The following is an 18,937-nucleotide window of genomic DNA, read 5'->3' on the forward strand; positions in this document are numbered from 1 at the left end:
TTTGCAAGCGAGCGAAATGGCCGGAACCACTCCTTCGTTCCCGAAAGGCGACGCTATGGAAACCTTGAACATATCAAATGTCAGTCTGACCTATCCAGGCCTCTATGTCGAAGAAGCCGTCATCGCACTCAAAGGTGTCAATCTGCGGATCGACAGCGGCGACTTCGTCGTAGCACTTGGCGCATCTGGTTGCGGAAAAACAACCCTCCTCAATCTGATGGCAGGCTTCATGATCCCCTCAGCCGGTGAGATAACCCTGGGCGGACGGCTTGTGCGAGGGCCAGGCGCAGACAGAGGCGTCGTTTTTCAAAAACATGCGCTGCTTCCATGGCTGAATGTGGTCGAAAACACGGAGTTTGGACTTAAACTTCAGGGCATACCCAAAGCCCAACGCCGCGAACGTGCCACTCAAAATCTGGCATTGGTCGGCTTGCAAGACTTTCACAATCATAAGGTTTATCAGCTTTCAGGAGGCATGCAGCAACGTGTTGGCATTGCCCGCGCTCTCACCTGCGATCCTGCAATGCTGCTTATGGATGAACCTATGGCAGCACTCGATGCCCTAACCCGTGAGACCATTCAGGAATTGCTTCTGCGTGTGTGGCAACTCACCAACAAAATGTTCTTCTTTATCACTCACAGCGTCGAAGAAGCTCTGTTTCTTGGTTCACGGCTCATTGTGATGTCGCCGCGTCCAGGACGGATCACTCACACCTACGATCTGGACTTCAATCGGCGTTTTCTGGAAAGCGGTGACGCGCGCGCCGTCAAATCCAGTCCCGACTTCATCAAGATGCGTGAGACAATTCTGGGGATTATCTATGGCGATGAACGTGCATCAGGAAACCCGGAACTGGCCCATGCTTGAGTTCATTACTCGGGCACGGCCAGTCAAACCCGGGAAGATCTATGGCGCTCCCGGCGACGGAAATAGCGGCTTTATCAGTCTGGTCACAGCACTGCTATTGCTTGGAATTTGGTTCCTTGTGACAGGCTTGGGCTGGGTGAGGCCACTGTTTCTGCCTTCTCCCTACGCGGTCTATGATAAATTCATACTCGCCATGACCGATGGCGTCGCCAATTCGACATTGATTGAGCACACGCTCGCCAGTCTTGGCCGCGTTCTTGGTGCCTTCGCGATTGCCTGCGTTACAGCAGTCCCCATCGGTATCATGATGGGTATGAGCAGATTCTGCCGTGGCGTTCTCGACCCAATTATCGAATTCTATCGCCCGCTGCCGCCGCTTGCTTACCTGCCACTGATCATCATCTGGCTCGGTATCGGCGAATTCCCGAAAGTGTTCCTCATTTTCCTGGCGATCTTCGCTCCATTAGCGATAGCAGCCAGAGCAGGCGTCCGCTCGGTTTCCACTGAACAGGTCCATGCTGCATACGCAATGGGTGCTTCACGAACCCAGGTTATAACCCAGGTCATAATGAAAGCGGCCCTTCCGGAAATTTTCACAGGCATGCGGATCGGTATTGGTGTCGGCTGGACGACACTGGTTGCTGCAGAGATGGTGGCGGCACATCGCGGGCTGGGCTTCATGGTGCTGAACGCCGCGCAGTTCTTGGCCAGTGACACGGTCATCATGGGCATTATCGTCATCGGAGTATTTGCTTTCGCCTTTGACCTTTTAATTCGTCATCTGGAAAAAGTGCTGATCCCCTGGAAGGGTAAAATCTGAGGGCAGCGAATATCGGGTAGCCCCACCAACAAGGTCCAAGTTTTTGAAGGAACGACGCGGCAGAATTACCGCGTCACAGGAAAGCTTTGCCCTGTTTCTGGGCAGGTTGGAATTTATCAAGGAGCACTGAAATGTCTGCCGGAAACCTTACGGAGAAGCAATTTTCCAACCTGTTTGATGCTTTCAATCGCCATGACATTGAAGCGATCATGGAATTTTTTGACGAGGATTGCGTGTTCTACACCGTGGCCGGCGAGGAGGTTTACGGCACACGCCTCCAAGGCAAAAAAGCAATCGCCAGTGCATTCTCAGCAGTATGGGGCGCCATGCCCGATGCCCGCTGGGACGGACACAGGCATTTTGTGTGTGGAAATCGCGCAGTATCGGAGTGGACGTTTTTCGGAACGGATGCAACCGGCGCACGTGTCGAAGCAGAAGGTTGCGATCTCTTTACTCAGAGAGGCGGCAAGATCACCCGTAAACAGGCATTTCGCAAGAACCGGCCTTTGCTGACGGCATAAGCCTCGCTTGCGCCCGTCGGTGATTTGGAGGACCGACCGATGAACACTCACACGACTAACACATATTCCGCCAGACAACCCTTCGATCCTGCTTATGATCCAGTGGTTGCGAAGACGCCCGGACAAGGACGTGATTACGCGCCAACATACTGGATCGGGACAGCTGGCACGGCACCCGAAGATGATGGTCCTGTTACTTCAGACATCGATGCCGATGTTGTGATTGTCGGTTCCGGATATACAGGACTGTCAGCCGCTATCCACCTTGCTCGTGATCATGGCATTAAAGCAATGATACTTGAGGCCAATGCAGTTGCATGGGGATGCAGCACACGCAATGGCGGTCAAGCCCAGATTTCTGCCGGCCGGCTTAAACGGTCGCAATGGATTGAGCGTTGGGGCGTGGATGTCGCAAAGAAACTGCATAGGGAAATTTCAGAAGGGTTCGATCTATTTCGTGCGCTTATAGCCGAACCAGAAATTGAATGTGAACCGCAGGATGGCGGTCATCTTTATATTGCTCACCGCGAGAAGGTGGTCCCTTCGCTGGTCAAGGAATCCCGCTTACTCAATGAAGTGTTCGGCTATCGAACTCAGATGATGAGCCGTGATGAAATCCACGACCGCTTTATCCGGGATCAGGAAGCCTGTGGGGCGATGTACGAACCCGATGGCATCGGAGTTCATGCCGCCAAGCTTGCCTTCGGCTATCTCCGACTGGCCCGTAAGCTCGGCGCAAAGGTCCATACTGCAAGCCCTGTTCTCAGCTGCCGAAAGGATGGAGATTTCTATCACCTCCTAACGCCAAACGGCACAGTAAAAGCCCGGCAGGTTTGCTTCGCGACAGCGGGCTATACTTCACCTGCTCTTCACTCGCTCACACGCCATCGATTGATGCCGATACTGTCTAATTCCGTAGTAACCCGACCACTGACCGCAGATGAGAGAGAAGCATGTGGTTTAAGGACTGGAATCCCACTAACCGACACCCGAACGCTTCGCCACTACTATCGTTTTCTGCCAGATGGACGAATGCAGATCGGCAGTCGCAGTGCCATAACCGGGGCGGACGCACCCAACTCCAAACACTACGACTTGTTGCTTGCAGGTCTTTACCGAAAATTCCCGGCTTTGACCGATATTAAGATCGACTATTCCTGGTGGGGCTGGGTGGACGTCAGTCATGACATGATGCCCCGCATCGTTCGCCCAGATCCGAAGCAGGAAATCTACTATGCCATGGGCTATGGCGGGAATGGCGTTATGTATTCCGCACAGGCGGGACGCCGGGTTGCCCAATTGATGGTCGGTCGCGGGCAAGAACTGGACCTGCCAATATTCACATCAGAACTGCCAAGCTACGGCATGTTGACGCCATTTCGGCGCATAGGTCAGCGTGCCATGTACCGCTGGTATGCGCTGAAAGACGAGATCCTTTGAATTATAACGAAAGGTATGCGCCATGAAAATGACGACGGAAGAAGCGTTCGTAAAAGTCTTGCAGATGCATGGGATTGAACATGCATTCGGGATCATCGGCTCTGCAATGATGCCTGTTTCTGACCTATTTCCCAAGGCCGGCATTGCATTCTGGGATTGTGCACATGAGACCAATGCCGCACTGATCTGCGACGGCTATACAAGGGTGACCGGTAAAATGGGCATGGCGATCGCCCAGAACGGCCCGGGCGTGACCGGCTTCGTCACAGCCATCAAGACTGCCTACTGGAACCACACTCCAATGCTGCTCGTGACACCACAGGCAGCCAACAAGACCATAGGTCAGGGGGGCTTTCAAGAAGTTGAACAGATGGCGCTGTTTGAAGATATGGTTTGCTATCAGGAGGAGGTCCGCGATCCATCACGCATCCCGGAAGTTCTTAATCGTGTTATCGAGAAGGCATGGCGCGGCTGTGCGCCCGCACAAATCAACGTTCCACGTGATTTCTGGACCCAGGTCATTGACGTTGATTTGCCCCAGATCGTGCGGCTTGAGCGGCCAAGTGGTGGACGCGACGCCATCGCTGAAGCCGCAAACCTTCTCACAGGCGCAAAATTCCCAGTTATTCTCAACGGTGCTGGTGTCGTTATCGGCAACGCGATCGCTGAATCCATAGCACTGGCCGAAAAGCTCGATGCGCCGGTTTGTTGTGGTTACCAGCATAACGATGCTTTTCCCGGTAGCCATCCGCTTTCGGTTGGACCACTTGGCTATAATGGTTCCAAAGCGGCTATGGAACTGATTGCCAAGGCTGATGTGGTTCTGGCACTTGGGACCCGGCTCAATCCATTTTCAACGCTACCTGGATACGGAATTGATTATTGGCCCAAGGACGCCAAGATCATTCAGGTCGATATTAATCCAGACCGTATTGGCCTCACCAAAAAAATCACGATCGGCATTTGCGGCGATGCAAAGCAGGTCGCCCAACAGATCTTTGAACAGCTTGGAGCGAATGCTGGAAATGCCGGCCGCGACGAACGCAGGCAAATGATTCACCAGCGCAAATCGGCGTGGCTGCAACAGCTATCGTCGATGGATCATGAAGATGATGATCCAGGCACGCAATGGAATTCGGATGCCCGTGAGCGCGAGAAACAACGAATGTCGCCGCGACAGGCATGGCGCGCAATTCAGGCCGGAATGCCTAAGAATGCAATTATGTCTACAGATATCGGGAACAACTGCGCAATTGGCAATGCCTACCCAACTTTTGAAGAAGGACGCAGATATCTGGCACCGGGAATGTTCGGGCCATGTGGATATGGCTTTCCATCAATCGTTGGTGCCAAAATAGGACAGCCCGATACGCCTGTTGTGGGTTTCGCGGGCGATGGTGCTTTCGGAATCTCTATGAACGAAATGACGTCCATCGGCCGCATTGGGTGGCCGGCAATTACAATGGTTATCTTCCGCAACTATCAATGGGGTGCGGAAAAGCGCAATACAACGCTTTGGTACGACAATAACTTCGTGGGGACTGAGCTCAATCCAAACCTAAGCTACGCGAAGGTTGCAGATGGTTGCGGTCTTAAAGGTGTCATGGTCGATACCCAACATTCATTGACCGAGGCATTGGAAAAAGCAATCGACGAACAGGCCAACGGCATAACGACCTTTATCGAGGTTATTCTAAATCAGGAATTGGGCGAGCCTTTCCGGCGTGACGCTATGAAAAAGCCCGTTATCGTCGCCGGGATTGATAAGTCTGATATGCGAGCACAAATGCCTGTTTAGCGATCTTGCCGGGAGGTCTTCCTCCCGGCTTTTCAATGAGATTTTGCCATGCTTCCTTTGGAAAATATTCTCGAAAAAGCCCGATTAAAGCCTGGTCACATTGTGCTGGCCGAAGGCGAAGACCCGCGTATCATCGAAGCCGCATTGCGTGCTGAACACGAGAGGATTGCGCGTATTACCCTGCTGGGTTCTAAAGATATTATCATCGAAAAGCTCGGTGGCGGACGCATAAATGTCCTTGACCCGGTCACGTCGAATAAAAATGCCTCCTATGCACAGCAACTCTATCAGTTGCGGCAACCCAGAGGGATGACAGAACATCAAGCAGAGGCGATCGTCAGGACGCCGCTGGGTTTCGCCGCTATGATGGTACGTACAGGTGATGCGGATGGAACACTTGCCGGTGCAGTCGCGACGACAGCCGAAGTCGTCCGCCATGCTTTGCAGATTATCGGCAAGGCAGAGGGAGCGAGCCTGGTATCGAGTTTTTTTCTAATGCTGCTCTGCCAATCACATCATCAGAAAAAAGGTGCCTTGATTTTTGCTGATTGTGGTCTTGTCATCGAACCCGATTGTACAGAATTGGCCGAAATCGCAATACAATCCGCAGACTCTTATAAGCAGTTGACTGGAAAGGACTCCGCAGTTGCAATGCTCTCCTTCTCAACAAGCGGGAGCGCTGCGCATGAACGGGTTTCAAAAGTTGTTCAGGCCACAGATCGGGTGCGTGCCAGCAGACCAGATCTTTGCATCGATGGGGAAATACAATTTGACACTGCATTTGTCGAAGCAATAAGCCACACCAAGTCACCGGCTTCGCCGCTAAAAGGCAATGCGAGTGTTTTCGTGTTTCCCAACTTAGAGTCTGCCAACATTGGATATAAGATTGCCCAGCGCATTGGCGGTGCACAAGCCATTGGTCCGGTGCTTCAAGGCCTTGCCAGACCCGCAAACGATCTCTCCCGGGGATGTAGCGCCGATGATATATTTCATATGATCGCAGTCACTGTAAATCAGGCGAGCAAAGTGGTATCCAATAAACCTCAATCATTGATCTGAAAACTAGCTAGTCAGCATTTAGAGCTCAACTATACAACCTTCCCTGTATTGGAGATGTATGAGATCGTCGGTCGGTCGGAGATTGAAATCGATGGTCATTTCGCCAAACATAGCAAGAAACTAAAATCGCACCCTCCCGCTCGACGCCCCCACACTCGGATGAAAGTGCTTTTTGAGCAAGAGCTGCTACTTAGCCCATCGACCTTCATAAATAAAAGCCGGTGCTTTTTCGATTTCCTCTTTGGTAGAATTCATTACCGCTGACCATTTTTTTTCGTCATCAAAATAGGTTATGTCTACTGCATCAGGACGGACGACGACAAATTTCTCACCAACTCCCAAAAACCCTCCTACCGACACTATATATCCTGAAAGTTGACCATCAGAGAGGATGAGATCCTTGATTTGGCCAATGTTCGTATTGTCTCCATTCAAGATGTTGAGACCAATCAGATTATAGCTCAAAACATCTGTTGGCTTTGCCGTGACAAACACTTCGGTATCAGTTTCCTCTGTCATTGTGGCAGTCTGCGCGTTTGCAAATGCAACCATTGCAAGAGCGGCAGTAGCAGACAGGATAATACGACGCATCAACATTCTCCAGAACAGTATTATGGTGTTGTTGTTACTGTCAGAATGCAATCGAAGGGACATTTGTTCCATGAGATGAAGGACGCTCTCGCCATAAACTTATCTGCGCCGCGCCCCCCTCAAGAGCCAGCAGTTCAGGATCGGATGACACCTCCCGTAAAGACACAGGCGGTAACTTTACGTTACTGGAAATAACGATAATTCCCTTCAACGACCCACCAGCACTCCGCTAGATGTTCCTCCCCCCTCCAATAACCAATGATGTTAATTCTATGAATGATAAATACACATTGCCGGATCTGAGCGGCGTTCTCCCTATCCGACCGGTTCAGGTGAAAAGGCATGGCTTTGCGGATAGATGGAAGTTGTTATTCCTTGCCATTACCTTCGCAATCATCTCCCTTGTCGTAACAGTCCTCTGGGGACCAGGACTTTACTCGGATTACCTGATCAAAAAAGACCCGCTTATAATTGAAGATTCCACCATTTTTGATGGAAGCTGCCGTTCCAGGAAAATGATCACTGACTGCAAGGCAACGCTTTCCTATCGCTACGAGGGCGAAACCAAGCTTAAATCCGTCGACTTTTCCTTCGTGAGCCTATCTAGCGGTGATTATGAGACCGAGGTGGTTGTTGAGAAATCGAACCCCAACAATGCCACACTCACATTGGCACTCGACGAATTCTGGAACCGCCTCGGCGTCGGCATCGCCCTTGTCGGCATCATGTTGGGCTGTTCGATACTGTTCATAAATCGTTTTCTGCAGATTTCGAGGGCCATATCTGCAAGTAAGAAGGCCTCAGAGCTAACGCTTGACTGGGCGAAGATCGTGTCGCGCAAAGACAGCATGGGTCGCACTAAAGTTGGCTACATCCCGCAACTCGCAGCCCACAAAAAGCGGACGATACTCTCAAGCTTTGGCAAAGCCGAGACACCTTATCTCTACTATGACGCGAAAAACGACGAAACATATGGTCTTGTGGCGGCTCACCCCTATGACACTTTGCCCATCCTCTTGGACGATCAATTTGCGCGTCTTGAGCTTACTTCAGTTGAGATCGAACAGCTGCAGCAGGCGCTCAACAGTCGTCTGAACAAGCCTGATTAATAATTTTAACGCCAATTCGGAAAACGGGGTTGGCGTTTCAAACACCCCTTGTCGAAACAAGGGTCTGATACATATCAGTCATCATCGTATCAGACACGGAGTACAGACATGGGTGACGCAGGGGTAGGCTGGATTGCTGCAATTATTATTGGCGGCCTTGCCGGGTGGATCGCATCTAGTTTCATGAACAGCGATACCGGAATCTTGATGAATATCATTCTTGGTATTGTCGGCGCCGCTATTGCGAGCTTCATTTTCGGCTTTCTTGGTGTTTCTTTTGGCGGTTGGCTCGGTTATCTCGTTGCAGGATTTGTCGGGGCCTGTATCCTTATATGGGTGGGACGGGCGATCAGTTGACGATTTGAAGGCAATTCGGAAGCCCCACCGCATGGGGCTTTTTCTTATTTAACTTGGCATCCTTCGCAATCCGCCTTTCCGCTTTGATGAATAAGTACAGATCAGACGCCTTTTACGTTGAAACGCGTTAGTCATTCCGTCTATTAAAGATGGCTTAGACCGTTTGCGGAGTGCTGGGGTGATACGGATACTGTTTCTTCTGCTTGGTCGGGAGATCATACAACGGCATTGGAGAACATTGCTTGCGATCTCGATCCTTTGGATCATCGGCGGAGCACTGATCATCATCGATGCACTCGACGGCGAAACAGTTATTTCTGCACGGCTTTTTGGCTATTTTCTGTTGCCCGAAGCCGCACTGTGCCTGTTTGCAGCCTTCGCCAGTTACGGCACTGCGCGCCGAATGCGTATTGTGCAGGGCGTAGCCCTGCTCGGTGTTAGCGTATTGATCATCAGCTCCACTCCTGCGAGCAATTTCGCACTCGCCGTGTTGTTCGGGCTTTGCTTTCTCATAGACGGAATTGTGCGAATTGGCAGTGCTTGGGTCGTTCGTTATCCACGCTGGAAAGTTGGCCTTATCGGCGGTATCGTCGAAGTATTACTGGCAATCGCCACGCTTCAACCCTGGCCGACATGGTATGAAGGCACGGTTGGCACCAATGTCGGAGCAGTGCTGGTCTTAACCGGAATTGGGCTGTTGAACATTGCATTCCGGATCAAGCGTCTAGAGGATGGCGCGTCTCTTACCAGCATATTGAGCAGAAATCCGTTTAATCAGCGTGCAGCTCAGCTCTATCGCAAGCGCAATGCGCGAAATCGTAAGCAACTTACCGTTCATGTCTGGACGCCAACCGGCACCGCAATGACGTCTTTACGACAGCGAGCAATCAACCGATATATCGCCGCTGTCGATAGCAGCGGTGTAATTTCTACCGGCCATGCTGCATTGGAAATGTCGCCTGATCTATATATCAGCCACTATCCAGCCGCCGAGATTGACCGCAACCCCGACGAATTCACCCGTACTTTACGAGCCACTGCAGACAATAACGTACCCGGTCGCTTTCTCCCCAGCTATGCGGTTGAGTCGGGCGAATGGTGCCCCTCGACGGTCCAGGTTGAAATTAAAAACATCGATGCAGCTCGACTTCGCACTTTTTGGAAACACTATCGCGCCAACGACACATATAACCTCACGAACAGAAATTGCTCCAGCGCAGTTGCAGACGCACTTGATGCAGCTCTTGAGGGTGTTTATCGCGAATATAGATGGCCCGTTTTCAGAGCTTTGCAGGCAATTGTATTCCCTGAATTGTGGGCGGCAGGGTTGATGCGCAAACGTGCGGAATCGATGGCCTGGACGCCCGGTCTCGTGCTTGATTACGCGCGAGCGTTATCGGCCTTGGTCGACTCTTCTGGAAGAAGATCGCATAAGCAAAGCTTCCGTCTGGTGAAAAAGTATTCTCGGCGCAAATCCAAAGCATCGATTGGGTGAAACGTAAAGCACTCTAGCAGCGCGTCATGCCACCTCATTTAACTTGAATATTTTACTCATCTTAAATAGGTTTGATTGAACAAAATCGTTGTATCAATCGGGTGAAATCATCGTGTGTTTTTCCATTCGTGTGCCCTCCGGCACCATAAAATTTCTACTCACCTTAATAGCCTTTAGCGCTTTTCAACAACCAACTGCTGTTGCACAAGTCAAAGAAGCCACACGGATCGTTTCACTCGGCCCCGACGTAACCGAAATCATTTATGCGCTGGGTGCAGGAGACAAAATTATAGCCGTTGATCGGAGCAGCAAATATCCGAGCGAAGCAACTGATAAAACAAATGTTGGCTATCGTCGCAGCTTGTCGCCAGAAGGCATCTTGACCCTCAACACCGATCTCATCATTGCATCCGAAGACATTGGTCCGCCGGAAGCGACAGATGTGCTTAACCAATCAGCTGTCGAGATCCTCTATATTCCAGTCGATAACAGTCGTTCAGGCCTGATTAAGAAGATCGGGCTTATTGCGAAACGCCTCAACCTTGTGAAGCAGGGTGAGACTCTGACCCAGAAAGTCATCGACGACTTCGACGCCGCCACAGCTTACGCAAGCGAGCTATCGCAGGAGAAACAAAAGAAAGTCGTCTTCTTTCATGGCCTGGCCCGACTGAGCGGTGCGGGTAGCGACACGGCCGCCGACGCTTTCATTCGATATGCAGGCGGGATCAATCCGCTGTCGGTCTATTCCGGTTATAAACCAGTCTCGGAAGAATGGCTCGTCAAGGCCGAGCCGGACGTCGTTTTGATGCTTTCCGACGGAAACGGCGGTCCATCCCGCCAAGACGTTTTCTCCCATAAAGCGTTGCAGCAAACCCCGGCTGCGAAAAACCAGTCTCTTGTGGTGTTGGAAGGGCCATATATGCTCGGATTTGGACCGCGCACTGCAGAGGCAATCCGAAAACTGGCCGCCGCACTCTACGACTAGGCATCGCTAAAAAATGGTTTATCGTGCGCTCTCCAGAAATCGGAAGCACGTTCGGAAGCAAAAAAGGCCCCTCCTTTGGAGGGGCCCTCTTTATTGATGAAAGTGACTACTCAAAATCGTCTGGCAGTAGTTCCTTCGGAAAATTCTGATAGGAAACTGGACGCAGGAAGCGACGGATCGACATTGTACCAACGCTAGTTGCGCCAAAGTTGGTTGAGGCCGGGTATGGTCCACCGTGTACCATGGAATCGACCACTTCAACACCGGTCGGAAAGCCGTTCACGAGAACCCGGCCTGCCTTGCGCTCCAGAACTGGCAGGAGCCGCTGGGCAGATGAAATATCGCCATCATCCATGTGAATGGTCGTCGTCAATTGACCTTCGAAGCCGCGTGCGAGCTTTTCCATTTCAGCAACCGAACCGACCCGGATGACCAGCCCCAGAGGGCCAAATACTTCTTCGCCCAGAGAATGATCCGACAAGAAGCGTTCACCCGTCGTTTCAAACAGGTTCGGCGAAACCTGACGGCCGGACGACTCAGTTTCATAAAGCGGCTTGACCGCGTTGCGCGTATCAAAGCGCTCTTTACCCTCATGATATGCCTGCGCAATACCATCAGTTAGCATAGTCTGAGGAGCGACCTTCTTGAGACCTTCAACGGCTGCTGATGTAAAGCGATCAGCGTCAGCACCATCCAGAACCACGGCGATGCCGGGATTGGTGCAGAACTGGCCTGCGCCCATGGTCAGCGAACCGGCCCAGCCCTGTCCAAGCGTTTCTGCACGCGCTTTCATGGCTTCTGGCAGCAGGAACATCGGGTTGACCGAACCAAGCTCACCGAAGAATGGAATTGGCTCAGGGCGCGCTGCGCAAAGGTCGAACAGTGCGCGTCCGCCGGCCAGCGAGCCGGTAAAGCCAACAGCCTTGATGTTTGGATTTTGAACCAACGCATGACCTACATCGCGGCGACCGCCTTGAATGAGCGAGAAGACACCGGGGTGAATGCCCGTCTTGTCAATAGCGGCTGCAACAGCCTCAGCCACAATTTCACCCGTTCCAGGATGTGCAGAATGGCCCTTAACAACTACAGGACAACCGGCTGCGAGGGCTGCTGCGGTGTCGCCACCGGCAGTCGAAAACGCCATCGGGAAGTTCGATGCACCAAAAACCGCAACAGGTCCAATCGGACGCTGAACCAGGCGGATCTCTGGGCGCGGTGCAGGCTGGCGATCAGGCAGCGCTGCATCAAAACGGCGATCAAGATAGTCGCCCTTTTCGATGTGGTCAGCAAACAGACGCAGTTGGCCTGTGGTGCGGCCGGTTTCACCCTGTAGACGCGCTTCCGGCAAGCCGGTCTCCTGCGAGCCGATAATGACGATATCAGCAATGCGTGCTTCAATTTCATCGGCAATTGCACGCAGGAACGCGGCGCGCTCAGCGCGAGTCGAATAGCCATAGGACCAGAAAGCGTCTTCGGCTGCTTCGCACGCCCGATTCACCAGATCGACTGTACCGACTGCAAACGAATGCGCAGGCCCACTTGCTGGTGAAGATTGAAAAGTGCCGGCTCCATCGAGCCATTCGCCAGCAACAAGGTGTTTTCCTTTGGGCGTAAATGCCATTCGTTCATCCTCCTGTAGAAATCGACGTACAATTAAGCCAGTATCCGGCTCCATCTAAATTGCACTTGCCTAACGATTGTATACCCCGAATGTTTGTATACAGTGTGTGCGCAAATATCAATTGCCTGTAGGGGCCTCCCGCCAGGCGCAGCCATGAAAGACGCATGATGAGCGAGACCACCATCCTGAGCATTCCCACACTTCACGAACGCGTAGAAGCGATTTTTCGTAAAGCTGGGTTGAACGCTATACAGGCTCAGGCCGTCGCTCGTGTGATTGTTGCGGGTGAACGCGATCACTGCAAATCTCACGGCATATACCGTATCGAGGGTGCGCTGCGCACAGTCAAGGCCGGGAAGGTAAAACCAGACGCAATTCCTGAAATAGTGAAGGACGAAGCATCGAGCATCGTGCGCGTCAATGCGAACTACGGCTTTGCAAATCCTGCTTTCGAATTGGGCCTGCCACTGCTTGCAGAGCGCGCACGCAAAAACGGTATTGCAGCACTTGTCATCAACGATTGCACGCATTTTTCCGCACTCTGGCCGGAAGTCGAAGCGCTGACAAACGAAGGTCTTGCTGCACTTGTCATGTGCCCCAGTTATGCAACCGTTGCCCCTACCGGCGGTAACAAGCCGTTGCTCGGCACCAATCCTTTCGCATTCGGCTGGCCACGGAAGGAAAAATCGCCTTATGTCTTTGATTTTGCGACATCTGTTGCGGCGCGTGGCGAAATCGAACTCCACCGTCGCGCCGGCAAACAATTGCCCGAAGGTTGGGCGCTGGATGCAGAGGGTAACCCAACCACCGATCCTGAAACTGCACTTGCCGGTGCCATGCTACCGTTTGGCGGCCATAAGGGCTCCGCGATCAGCACGATGGTTGAACTGCTTGCGGCCATCATGATCGGCGATCTGACCAGCCCCGAAGTTCTCGATTTCCTTGGCACCACCACATTGTCGCCGGTGCATGGCGAACTCATCATTGCATTCTCACCGGAAGCCTTTGCCAAGGGTCGTCCCGGAGATCCATTTATCCGTGCGGAGGCGTTCTTCGAAGCCATTGTAGGACAAGGCGCACGCCTGCCTTCGCAACGCCGCTTTAAGGCACGCGCGGAATCAGACGCCGAAGGCGTAAAGCTCACCAAATCAGAGATCGATCAGCTCGATCTGTTGTTGGAGAAGGGGTTGGAAGCTATTTCTTAATCCTGAAGGTCGACTTCTAACAGAAATCAGTTGATCAAACTGATTTCTGTTCCCGGAGCAGCAGGAACAGCAACCAAGCTAGTTAAAAACTAAACAAAAGGCCCTCCAGACGGAGGGCCTTTTTTTGTCTACAGCAAGATTCAAGCCGCGTATTTCTGAACCGCTCCAGGAAGCTTACTCCACTCCGCATACCAGCTGTTGAACAGCTTGAACTGTGCTTCCACATAACCGCGCTGGCTATCGGAAAGAGCATCTGTTTCGTTGAAGTGCAGCGTGTATTCCTTGTCGCCCTTCAACACCATCATATGCTTGAAATAAAGCACCAGATCCGGGCCTTCATCGAAGGATGAAAGCACAGCAAGCGCCTGTTCAAGTTCAAGCGCACGCTGGCGTGCATCCGCATCACCCAAAGCTGCAGCCTGCGACAGCTTGCAAAGCTGGATCACTTCCTTCGGCAGAACATTGCCGATGCCGGTGATTGCGCCGGTTGCCCCGCAATTGACGAAACCGTGGAACACGGCCGTATCAACACCGATCATGAGCGTGACGTCATCATCGCGGCTGGTGATGTTTTCGGCTGCATAACGCATGTCGGCAAGGCCACCGAATTCCTTGAAGCCAACGAGATTTGGATGCTCTGCACGCAGTGCGAAGAACAGATCCGCACGAGTGGCAAACCCGTAATAAGGGCTGTTATAGATAACTGCTGGCAGATCAGGTGCAGCCGACAAAATGGCTTTGAAATGTGCCTTCTGCGCTGCAATCACCGAGCCACGCGACAGAACGCGCGGGATGACCATAAGACCCTTGGCGCCAACCTTCTGTGCATGCGCAGCATGAGCTGCAGCAACTGACGTGTTCACAGCCCCCGTTCCAACAATAACAGGAATACCAGCAGCAGTCAGGCGAGCGACGCCTTCCATGCGCTGTTCGTCGGTAAGGAGGGGCCAGTCGCCCATTGAACCACAATAAACAACAGCCGACATACCAGCTGCAATCAGTTCCTTACCCTTGCGCACCAGCGCATCATAATCTGGTGAGCGATCATCCTTGCAAGGCGTCATCAGAGCCGGAATCACGCCGGAAAAGATATTGGCAGCCATCTAAAACTCCTCTCAGAGCATTTCCGTCCTTCGCGAAGCGACATGGAGCAGGAAATGCAGCAAACAAAACCAGGCCGATCGAAGCGCGGCGACGCAATGCCGTCTACCGGCTTCCGCAACTGATATATCAGTCTGTATTTTATTTGTCGACATAAATTATGTTGCGTTACAGATTTATTTCCAGCCGGTCATCGCGCATCACCAGTTTTTGCACCTGTCGCACGATCTGCTCGGCATGTTCATGGGCCAGCTGTTCGGCCAACTTCATGTCCCGTGCAGCAATTGCCGCAATCATTTCTTCATGCTCCTCCACAAAACGGCGAGGCAATTGATCATCATAGGATTGATAGTAGAGCCTCAGAATGCGTCGCCCTTCATCCAGCAAGCGCTTAAAGAGGCTTGTAAAATATGGATTACGCCCCGCTTCTGAGATGGCAAGATGAAGCGCTGCGTTAGTTGCAATCATCAATAGCGCATCCTGAGCATTCACGGCCTTGGTGAACTCGGCCTGATGCAATGCGATGATGTCCATGTCTTCCTGCCGGTGGTTCTTGGCCGCAAGCTGGGTCGTGACACGATACATCAAAGTCAGAGCGTCGAAATAGGTATGCATGTTAAGAAAATCGATATTCGACACCATAGTCGAGCGATTTGGCAGCGTGTCGATGAGCCCCTCGCCTGCCAGTCTCAGCAAAGCCTCACGAATTGGCGTACGTGACATTTTGAACCGCTCTGCAAGCTGGACCTCATCGATCGGGCTGCCGGGAGGCAGCACCAAGTCGAGGATTTCATCTCGCAGCAAGTCATAGACCATTTTCCCGCCTGAACCACGCTTGCGTTCAGGAATGGCGTTATCATCGCTTTCCTTCATCAAAAACTCCTAGTGTATATATCAGGCAAATGGCTCGGTCGGTCCCTTGGCGGGCTTTGTAAACCACTGCGCGCCGTCAGCACTCATGTAAATATGATCTTCCAAACGAACGCCAAACTGTCCCGGCACGACAATCATCGGCTCATTTGAGAAGCACATGCCCGGTTGAAGCAGCAACTGATTGTCGCGGACAATATATGGCGCTTCATGAATTTCCAGTCCCAGACCGTGCCCCGCGCGATGCGGAAGGCCAGGGAGCTGATAATCTGGACCTAACCCATGCTCTACCAGCACCGCGCGGGCAGCATCATCAAGGCTGGAACATACTGCACCAATCTTTGCAGCATCAAAAACGGCCTGCTGCGCCTGCCGTTCAATCGACCAGACACGCTCAAAATCAGCAGACGGCTCATCCAGCGCATAGGTGCGGGTCAGATCGGAATGATAGCCGTCGATGCGACAACCCGTATCCACGAGAATGACATCACCATTCTCATAGAACTGCTCGCCATCCGCACCGTGTGGCAAAGAGGTTGCTACACCAAAAGAGACGATGCAGAAGGTTGAGCCTCCAGCACCGGTCAGTTCACGATGCTGCTCGTCGATAAAGCGTACCACATCGGAGGCCGCAATGCCCGGACGAATGAACTGATGCGCGCGGCGTTGTACTTCCAGCGTCAGCTCCATGGCATATTTGATGATGTCTATTTCGGTTTGAGATTTGACAATTCGCTGTTGGCGAATGATCGGGCCAGCGTCAACAAGACGATCTGCCCCAAGTTGTGCGCGCAATGCATTATAGACAAAAAGCGGGACAGCATCGTCAATGGCGAGCGTTTCCCCGGCTTTCAGCACAGAAGCGACAAGGGCCGCACTGTTTTGTTCTTCCTGCCAGATGCGCATTTCGCCCGCCAGATGCGGAAGGCTTTCCACACGACTCTGCTCAAAACCGGGCACAATATAGACAAGCTCGCTTTGCGTAATGATTGCGCCAAGCAGGCGCTCGCTCGAATGCCAGGCAAGGCCGGTATAGTAAAGCAGGCTTTCCGTCGACCCAAGCAGCAAGGCTGCAATGTTGTTTTCGCTGAGACGGCGACGCAAAACATTAATTCGTTCCAGCCGCTCATCATTGGAAATGCGTGGATGTTGGGTGGTGGTGAGAGACATTGCTTATTCCTTTCAGCCCGCCATAGACTCTTTGACATGCTGAAAGGATAAATATCTGTACGCAATTTGTCGACAGTTGCAGCATTTTCGACAAAACGCCGAAGCGGTTTAAGGTTGGATAACGAGAATCCCGGATCCAATGCAGTCCTGACAATTCCATTTAAACGAGAACCGAGTCAGAGCTTTACCAATCCAGTTCGTTTCAATAGGCCCATAAGCAAGAGCGGCAGTAGTGTCGTCAACACAATCGCAATAAACGCCATTGCCATGCCCAGTCCAATGGATCCCTGTTCAAACTGGCGCCAGATAAAGATGGAGATTGTCTGCATACCGACAGGTGCTACCAGAATGGAGGCGACCAGTTCGCGCGTTGCCACCGCAAAGACCAGCAGCATAGCAGTAATCAGGCTTGGTGCGACCAGCGGCAGCATAATGCGGCGGAAAGTTGTAAAACTGCCAGCTCCACAGACACGTGCAGCAGCTTCAAGATTGTCACCAATCTGATGAAACGCGGCTGTTGCATAGCGGATTGGCTGCGGCAACAGGATGCAGCAATAAGCAAGCAAAAGAATGAGCGGCGTGTTGTAAGGCGAGATGATAAGCGATGGCTGGTTCCAAGCAAGGATAAGGCCGACAGCCACCACGACACCAGGAAGCGAGTTCGGCAGCACCGTTAGGACATCAAGCCAGAAACGTCCACGGAACCGCATTTTCACTACAGCATAGGCTGCAATAGCACCGAGCAACCCCGTAACAAGCGCACTTGCCAAACCCAATGAAAGACTATTGAACAAAGCCCGCATCGCGCCCGCACTGTTATCTGCGATGTCTGCAAAGTTATCAAAGCCCAGATTGGACATCGTTAGCCCGCCAGAAATGGTCTTCGACATCGCGGTTGCAAGAATCGCAAGCAGCGGCACGCCGGTTGCCGCAAAAGCCACAACGCCAAACAAAATTATCACCGGAACCTTGAGCGCTCCGAGATCGCGCTTGTCCTTGTTCTGCGGTTTACCACTGGTTGTCACATACGAACGACGCGTTAAAATCCAACGCTGGAGCATGAAAGCTGCAAGTGACAACATTACTAGAGCCAGCGAAAATACAGCCGCGCCCGAAAGATCAATCGGCCAGTCGGATATGCGCAGGTCAATCTCCGTCACCAGAACGTCGAAGCCCGAACGGCTACCAAGAGCAGCAGGCGTGCCATATTCCTCGATCGCCGAAGCGAACACGAGCAGCAAGCTCGCCGCAAGTCCGGGCGTCGCCAGCGGCAACGTAATTCGCAAAAACGAACGCCACGGCGAGGCACCAAACACCCGACCCACATCGGAGTAGCGCGCGCCGACAGCTTCAATTGTACGGGACACGGCAAAATAGACCAAAGGAAACGTGTTGAGCGCCATCACGAATGTCATGCCGGCAAGTGAAAACAGAAATGATGCAAGATTGAAGCCTGAGAGCTGCTCGAGATAGCCGCGCGGCTGCAAAGTCATGATCCAGCCAAGCGTCGCAATATAAGGCGGGATCATGAACGGCACGAGCATCAGCACATCCCATACCAGCGCGAACGGCACCCTATAGAGCGCCCGAAAAACAGCAAGCGGCACTGCAATAATAGCCGAAAGCACGACGACGCTGATCCCCAGTAAAATGGTATTGGCGGTCATACGCAGGAGCTTCGGATCTTCAAACAATGCCGGCAAATGCACAAAAGGCATGGTTAGCACACCCTGCCCGATCTGCGGAAAAATTGCCTGTAAAACGATGAAAATAAACGGAACAGCAACGACAATGGCAAGGCCAATGACGGCCACAAGCCCAAGCGGATTTGCAGCGGTAGCGGTCTTAGCACTCATAATTGCCTCGCGGTATTCCGGCTGTCTGGGAAAGGACAACATTCTTAAAAAGCAAAAGCGGCTCTCCTCCA

General features: G+C 52.3%; 17 protein-coding genes. 11 read left to right on the forward strand and 6 right to left on the reverse strand.

The genetic code is table 11. From position 1 onward, the window contains the following. Window positions 1-55: 55 nt before the first annotated feature. The 6 genes from KMS41_17000 (at window position 56) to pta (ending at window position 6,506) form a co-directional block, all read left to right on the forward strand. Window positions 56-868: an ATP-binding cassette domain-containing protein gene (locus tag KMS41_17000; protein QWK80287.1), complete on the forward strand. Its 813-nt coding sequence runs from the start codon at window positions 56-58 to the stop codon at window positions 866-868. Then, window positions 861-1,688 (forward strand): ABC transporter permease subunit, encoded by an 828-nt coding sequence (locus KMS41_17005; protein ID QWK79193.1) that lies wholly within the window; start codon window positions 861-863, stop codon window positions 1,686-1,688. Before KMS41_17000 ends, KMS41_17005 begins: the two co-directional genes overlap by 8 nt. Window positions 1,689-1,819: 131 nt before the next feature. Further along, window positions 1,820-2,209 carry a nuclear transport factor 2 family protein gene (locus KMS41_17010; GenBank protein ID QWK79194.1) on the forward strand — a complete coding sequence of 130 codons (390 nt, stop codon included), beginning with the start codon at window positions 1,820-1,822 and terminating at the stop codon, window positions 2,207-2,209. Between the two features lie 39 nt (window positions 2,210-2,248). After that, entirely contained in the window at window positions 2,249-3,649 is a 1,401-nt protein-coding gene (locus KMS41_17015) for an FAD-binding oxidoreductase (GenBank protein QWK79195.1), read from the forward strand. 22 nt (window positions 3,650-3,671) lie between these two features. Continuing rightward, the gene (gene xsc, locus KMS41_17020; GenBank protein QWK79196.1) at window positions 3,672-5,447 is read left to right on the forward strand and encodes a sulfoacetaldehyde acetyltransferase; all 1,776 of its coding nucleotides are present in this window, start codon (window positions 3,672-3,674) and stop codon (window positions 5,445-5,447) included. Window positions 5,448-5,495: 48 nt separating this feature from the next. Next, complete coding sequence (gene pta, locus KMS41_17025; GenBank protein ID QWK79197.1) at window positions 5,496-6,506, forward strand: phosphate acetyltransferase; 1,011 nt, start codon at window positions 5,496-5,498, stop codon at window positions 6,504-6,506. A gap of 186 nt (window positions 6,507-6,692) precedes the next feature. Here pta and KMS41_17030 read toward each other — a convergent pair whose 3' ends face one another. Next, window positions 6,693-7,097: a PRC-barrel domain-containing protein gene (locus KMS41_17030; protein ID QWK79198.1), complete on the reverse strand. Its 405-nt coding sequence runs from the start codon at window positions 7,095-7,097 to the stop codon at window positions 6,693-6,695. 272 nt (window positions 7,098-7,369) lie between these two features. On the opposite strand from KMS41_17030, the gene KMS41_17035 reads away from it, so the two are divergent. From KMS41_17035 to KMS41_17050, 4 genes are all read left to right on the forward strand, one after another. Continuing rightward, window positions 7,370-8,206 carry a hypothetical protein gene (locus KMS41_17035; protein ID QWK79199.1) on the forward strand — a complete coding sequence of 279 codons (837 nt, stop codon included), beginning with the start codon at window positions 7,370-7,372 and terminating at the stop codon, window positions 8,204-8,206. 108 nt (window positions 8,207-8,314) lie between these two features. Beyond that, window positions 8,315-8,563 carry a GlsB/YeaQ/YmgE family stress response membrane protein gene (locus KMS41_17040; GenBank protein ID QWK79200.1) on the forward strand — a complete coding sequence of 83 codons (249 nt, stop codon included), beginning with the start codon at window positions 8,315-8,317 and terminating at the stop codon, window positions 8,561-8,563. A 238-nt stretch (window positions 8,564-8,801) separates the two neighbouring features. Beyond that, window positions 8,802-10,058 carry a protease gene (locus tag KMS41_17045; GenBank protein ID QWK80288.1) on the forward strand — a complete coding sequence of 419 codons (1,257 nt, stop codon included), beginning with the start codon at window positions 8,802-8,804 and terminating at the stop codon, window positions 10,056-10,058. A gap of 112 nt (window positions 10,059-10,170) precedes the next feature. Next, window positions 10,171-11,043 carry an ABC transporter substrate-binding protein gene (locus KMS41_17050; protein QWK79201.1) on the forward strand — a complete coding sequence of 291 codons (873 nt, stop codon included), beginning with the start codon at window positions 10,171-10,173 and terminating at the stop codon, window positions 11,041-11,043. 106 nt (window positions 11,044-11,149) lie between these two features. Here the strand turns inward: KMS41_17050 and KMS41_17055 are convergent, their stop codons facing one another. Then, a complete protein-coding gene (locus KMS41_17055; GenBank protein QWK79202.1) occupies window positions 11,150-12,664 on the reverse strand; it encodes an aldehyde dehydrogenase (NADP(+)) in 1,515 nt (504 codons plus the stop codon). A gap of 167 nt (window positions 12,665-12,831) precedes the next feature. Between KMS41_17055 and KMS41_17060 the strand changes: the two genes are divergently transcribed. After that, window positions 12,832-13,869: an Ldh family oxidoreductase gene (locus tag KMS41_17060; GenBank protein ID QWK80289.1), complete on the forward strand. Its 1,038-nt coding sequence runs from the start codon at window positions 12,832-12,834 to the stop codon at window positions 13,867-13,869. 140 nt (window positions 13,870-14,009) lie between these two features. Here KMS41_17060 and KMS41_17065 read toward each other — a convergent pair whose 3' ends face one another. The 4 genes from KMS41_17065 to KMS41_17080 all read right to left on the reverse strand — a co-directional run bounded on the left by KMS41_17065 (window position 14,010) and on the right by KMS41_17080 (window position 18,866). Continuing rightward, on the reverse strand, window positions 14,010-14,972 hold the full coding sequence (locus KMS41_17065; GenBank protein QWK79203.1) for a dihydrodipicolinate synthase family protein: 963 nt from the start codon (window positions 14,970-14,972) through the stop codon (window positions 14,010-14,012). 166 nt (window positions 14,973-15,138) lie between these two features. After that, a complete protein-coding gene (locus tag KMS41_17070) occupies window positions 15,139-15,843 on the reverse strand; it encodes a GntR family transcriptional regulator (protein ID QWK79204.1) in 705 nt (234 codons plus the stop codon). A gap of 21 nt (window positions 15,844-15,864) precedes the next feature. Beyond that, the gene (locus tag KMS41_17075) at window positions 15,865-17,010 is read right to left on the reverse strand and encodes a Xaa-Pro peptidase family protein (protein ID QWK79205.1); all 1,146 of its coding nucleotides are present in this window, start codon (window positions 17,008-17,010) and stop codon (window positions 15,865-15,867) included. 176 nt (window positions 17,011-17,186) lie between these two features. Next, window positions 17,187-18,866, reverse strand: coding sequence for an iron ABC transporter permease (locus tag KMS41_17080; protein QWK79206.1), 1,680 nt, complete (start codon window positions 18,864-18,866; stop codon window positions 17,187-17,189). Between the last annotated feature and the right edge of the window lie 71 nt (window positions 18,867-18,937).

The sequence above is a fragment of the Ochrobactrum sp. BTU1 genome (genome assembly GCA_018798825.1).
Taxonomy (GTDB): Bacteria; Pseudomonadota; Alphaproteobacteria; order Rhizobiales; family Rhizobiaceae; genus Brucella.

Excerpts from the sequence above, each read along its gene's own strand:
- KMS41_17000 (QWK80287.1), top strand. The coding sequence starts at position 56 with ATGGAAACCTTGAACATATCAAATGTCAGTCTGACCTATCCAGGCCTC.
- KMS41_17005 (QWK79193.1), top strand. The coding sequence starts at position 861 with ATGCTTGAGTTCATTACTCGGGCACGGCCAGTCAAACCCGGGAAGATC.
- KMS41_17010 (QWK79194.1), top strand. The coding sequence starts at position 1,820 with ATGTCTGCCGGAAACCTTACGGAGAAGCAATTTTCCAACCTGTTTGAT.
- KMS41_17015 (QWK79195.1), top strand. The coding sequence starts at position 2,249 with ATGAACACTCACACGACTAACACATATTCCGCCAGACAACCCTTCGAT.
- xsc (QWK79196.1), top strand. The coding sequence starts at position 3,672 with ATGAAAATGACGACGGAAGAAGCGTTCGTAAAAGTCTTGCAGATGCAT.
- pta (QWK79197.1), top strand. The coding sequence starts at position 5,496 with ATGCTTCCTTTGGAAAATATTCTCGAAAAAGCCCGATTAAAGCCTGGT.
- KMS41_17030 (QWK79198.1), bottom strand. The coding sequence starts at position 7,097 with ATGCGTCGTATTATCCTGTCTGCTACTGCCGCTCTTGCAATGGTTGCA.
- KMS41_17035 (QWK79199.1), top strand. The coding sequence starts at position 7,370 with ATGAATGATAAATACACATTGCCGGATCTGAGCGGCGTTCTCCCTATC.
- KMS41_17040 (QWK79200.1), top strand. The coding sequence starts at position 8,315 with ATGGGTGACGCAGGGGTAGGCTGGATTGCTGCAATTATTATTGGCGGC.
- KMS41_17055 (QWK79202.1), bottom strand. The coding sequence starts at position 12,664 with ATGGCATTTACGCCCAAAGGAAAACACCTTGTTGCTGGCGAATGGCTC.
- KMS41_17060 (QWK80289.1), top strand. The coding sequence starts at position 12,832 with ATGAGCGAGACCACCATCCTGAGCATTCCCACACTTCACGAACGCGTA.
- KMS41_17065 (QWK79203.1), bottom strand. The coding sequence starts at position 14,972 with ATGGCTGCCAATATCTTTTCCGGCGTGATTCCGGCTCTGATGACGCCT.
- KMS41_17070 (QWK79204.1), bottom strand. The coding sequence starts at position 15,843 with ATGAAGGAAAGCGATGATAACGCCATTCCTGAACGCAAGCGTGGTTCA.
- KMS41_17075 (QWK79205.1), bottom strand. The coding sequence starts at position 17,010 with ATGTCTCTCACCACCACCCAACATCCACGCATTTCCAATGATGAGCGG.
- KMS41_17080 (QWK79206.1), bottom strand. The coding sequence starts at position 18,866 with ATGAGTGCTAAGACCGCTACCGCTGCAAATCCGCTTGGGCTTGTGGCC.